General features: G+C 59.8%; 4 protein-coding genes. All 4 read right to left on the reverse strand.

Features of this window, described 5'->3' with window-relative positions:
- Nucleotides 1-1,170 (reverse strand): FtsH protease activity modulator HflK (gene hflK, locus AC1D1P_RS17280; RefSeq protein WP_477673820.1); only part of this gene is annotated, 1,170 nt, incomplete at its 3' end.
- Between the two features lie 57 nt (nt 1,171-1,227).
- Nucleotides 1,228-2,409: a GTPase HflX gene (gene hflX, locus AC1D1P_RS17285; RefSeq protein ID WP_457280985.1), complete on the reverse strand. Its 1,182-nt coding sequence runs from the start codon at nt 2,407-2,409 to the stop codon at nt 1,228-1,230.
- Nucleotides 2,406-2,675: an RNA chaperone Hfq gene (hfq, locus tag AC1D1P_RS17290; RefSeq protein WP_411883131.1), complete on the reverse strand. Its 270-nt coding sequence runs from the start codon at nt 2,673-2,675 to the stop codon at nt 2,406-2,408. Before hfq ends, hflX begins: the two co-directional genes overlap by 4 nt.
- Nucleotides 2,676-2,726: 51 nt before the next feature.
- On the reverse strand, nt 2,727-3,781 hold a 1,055-nt coding region (gene der / locus AC1D1P_RS17295; protein ID WP_477673821.1), incomplete at its 5' end, for a ribosome biogenesis GTPase Der.

Below are 3,781 nucleotides of genomic sequence, written 5' to 3' on the forward strand. Positions count from 1 at the left end.
GGTGGACATACGGTCACGGGTCACCTGGGGCGCCTTCTGGTATTCGGTCAGCACCGAACGAAAGCGCTGGGCATCACCCTGTGCCTGGGCCACGATTTTGGCTTTGTAGGCTTCAGACTCTTCCTTGAGGCGGGACGCGGAACCCACGGCACGCGGGATCACATTGTTGGCGTATGCCTGGGCTTCGTTCTTGGCGCGTTCGCGCTCCTGGCCGGCCTTGAGCACATCGTCAAACGCTGCCTGCACCTGCTCGGGGGGGCGCACACCGCTCTGCTGAAGGTTGATGCCGACAACTTCAACGCCGACCTTGTAACGATCGAGGATGGTCTGCATCAGGGCGCGCACGCGTGGCCCGATCTGGTCACGCTCTTCCGCCAGGGCCAGGTCCATCTTCATTTTCCCGACCACTTCACGGACGGCTGTTTCGGCAGCCTGAACCACCGCCGCTGCAGGGTCCTTGCTTTCAAACAGATAGGCGCGCGCATCGTTCAGGCGGTACTGCACGGCAAACTTGATTTCAACGATGTTTTCGTCTTCAGTCAGCATGGCCGAGTCGCGCAGGCCTGTCGCCTTGATGATGACGTCACGGCCGACATCCACTGAACGGATCTGCGTGACCACAACGATTTCGTGGCGCTGCACAGGATACGGAAGCCGCCAGTTGAAGCCCGCGCCCACGGTCGAGTGGTATTTGCCAAACTGGGTGATGACGGCCTGCTGGCCTTCCTGGACAATGAAAAACCCGGTGCCCAGCCAGATCAGCACTGCGACACTGGCAATCAGTCCGACACCAATGCCGGCACTCTTCATGTCGGGCTGAAAGCCGCCGCCACTGCCGCCGTTGTTCCCACCGCCATTGCCGCGGCCAAATCCACCACGGTTGGGGTTGTTCTTGCCACCGCCAAAAAGGCCACCCAGCTTGCGGTTGAAGTCGCGCCAGAGTTCATCCAGGTCGGGTGGGCCCTGGTTGGGCCCCTGCCCCTGCGGACGGTTGGCGGGCCGGGTCGGTTGCTTGTCCTCCCGCGGAGCTTCGGGCTTGGCATCGTCAGAAGACGGTTTGTCGTCATCCCGACCCCAGCGCGGATCATTGAGGTTGAACATGCCTTGGGCGCGTTGCTTGAGCCGGCCTGGCAAGCTCGTCAAGGTCTGCAGCACGGGGTTCAGATTCATGGGATCAAACTCACTTTTTTTCGTTACACCGACATTGTGCCTAATGAAACCGCCATATCAGGCAAGGTCCTCGGCAGTTTGGGGGATTTCGTCGGCGGGCGGGTTGACCGCATAGCCAGCCAGCAGCGCCCGCAAAAGCGGCAGGCCTTCACCTGTCTGCGCACTCACGAACACCCGTTCAACGCTGCGGCTTGAGCCCTCAAACGCGTCCCTCAGTTCGAACATGTCTTGCAGGTGCAGGGGCAAGCTGTCCTTTTCAATAGCGTCCAGCTTGTTGAACACCAGTATTTGCGGCACATCGGCCGCGCCAATCTCCGAAAGCACACGCTGGACCTGCTCGATCTGCTCGAGGTAGTCGGGATTGGCGCCGTCCACCACGTGCAGCAGCAAGTCGGCATCCGCTGCTTCCTGCAGCGTTGCAGCAAAGGCATCAATCAGGCCGTGCGGCAGGTCGCGGATGAAGCCCACCGTGTCCGACAACGACACGGAACGCGCGGCGTCACCCAAATAAAGCTGCCTCGTGGTGGTATCGAGCGTTGCGAACAACTGGTCGGCCGCATAAGCACGCGCTTTGACCAGTGCATTGAAGAGCGTGGATTTTCCCGCGTTGGTGTAACCCACCAGGGAAATCGTGAAGGAATTGCGGCGCTCGCGCTGCTTTCGCTGCGTTTGCCGCTGCTTCTTGACCTTGAGCAAGCGTTCTTTGGTGCGCTTGATCGCGTCACCGATCATGCGTTTGTCGAGCTCGATCTGCTTCTCACCCGGGCCGCCGCGCACACCGGCGCCGCCGGTTTGCCGCTCCAGGTGGGACCAGCGCCGCACCAGGCGTGTAGACATGTATTGCAGCCGGGCCAGCTCAACCTGCAGCTTGCCTTCGTGACTACGCGCGCGCTGGGCAAAGATTTCAAGAATCAGCAGGGTCCGGTCGTTGACCGGCATGTCCAGGTGCCGCTCCAGGTTGCGCTGCTGCGCCGGGCTGAGGGACTGGTCGAACAGAATTTCCGTGGCGCCGGTATCCAGCGCCATCAGCTTGATTTCGTCAGCTTTTCCGCTGCCGATGAAGAGCGCGGCGTCGGGCGCCTTGCGTCTGCAGGTGACGCGCGCAACCGGCTGCAGGCCTGCTGTTTGCGCGAGCAAACCCAGTTCCTGCAGATCAGCATCAAAGTTTGGCAACCCCAGATCGACCCCTACAAGAAGGACCAGGGGTTTCGGGCTCACCGGAGCATCGTACGAACTCAGCTGGCGGGGCTTTCTTCAGACTCGTTGGTCGCGAAATTTACGGCGCGACCTGGAACGATGGTGGAAATCGCATGTTTGTAGACCATTTGGGTCACAGTGTTGCGAAGCAGAACCACATATTGATCGAAGGATTCGATCTGGCCCTGCAATTTGATCCCGTTGACGAGATAAATGGAAACAGGAACATGCTCGCGACGCAAGGTGTTGAGAAATGGGTCCTGCAAGAGCTGGCCTTTGTTATTGCTCACGATATTTTCCGTGTTCAAAAGTTAATAGAACTTGACCTTACCACAGGGCGTGGCCCGGGTCATGTAGTCCTAGGCCGTTTCCTTGTCTTTAAAGGGGTTGTGGGAGCTCTTCATCTGGATGCGCAAGGGCGTGCCGACCAGGTCAAATTCCTTGCGGAAACGCCCTTCCAGATAGCGTTTGTACGACTCGGTGACGTGTTCGAGCGAATTACCGTGGATGATGATGATGGGTGGGTTCATGCCGCCCTGGTGGGCATAGCGCAGCTTGGGGCGAAAAACACCCGAGCGCTGGGGTTGCTGGAACTGCACGGCTTCCAGCAGCAGCCGGGTGAGCACGGGTGTGGACATCTTGCGATTGGCCGATGCATGGGCCTGAACAATCGACTTCCAGACAGGGCCCAGTCCCTGGCGCTTGATGGCCGAGATCGGGTGGATGGCGGCGAATTTGAGGAAGCCCAGCCGGGTCTCGATGGAGCGCTCGAGAAGCTCGCGCTGGTAGGAGTCCACAGCGTCCGACTTGTTGATGGCCAGCACCACCGAACGGCCGCTTTCGAGGATGTAGCCGGCAATGTGGGCGTCCTGGTCGGTCACGCCTTGGGTGGCATCGAGCAGCAGCAGCACTACGTTGGCGTTTTCGATGGCCTGCAGGGTCTTGACCACGGAAAACTTCTCGATGGCCTCAAAAACCTTGCCTTTGCGGCGCAGACCTGCCGTGTCAATCAGCTCAAACTTCTGCCCGGCACGCTCAAAAGGCACAGAAATGGCGTCGCGGGTTGTCCCGGGCAAATCAAAGGCCACCAGGCGTTCTTCACCCAGCCAGGTGTTGATCAATGTGGACTTCCCCACGTTGGGGCGTCCTGCCACGGCCAGACGAATCACAGAAGGATCTTGAGGCTCAGCCTCTTCGTCCGGATCCGGCAAATTGAGCGGCGCCAAGGCCATGTCAACCAGCGTGCGCATGCCCTGGCCGTGTGAGGCGGAAACCGCCAGCATCTCGCCCAGGCCCAATTCAAAGAACTCGGACAGCTGCACGCCTTCAGTCATGCCCTCGGCCTTGTTAGCAGTCAGGATGGTGGGTTTGCCCAGCTTTCGCAGGTATTTGGCAATATCGTGGTCCTGCGCAC

The organism is Polaromonas sp. P1_E1_2 (genome assembly GCF_056406035.1).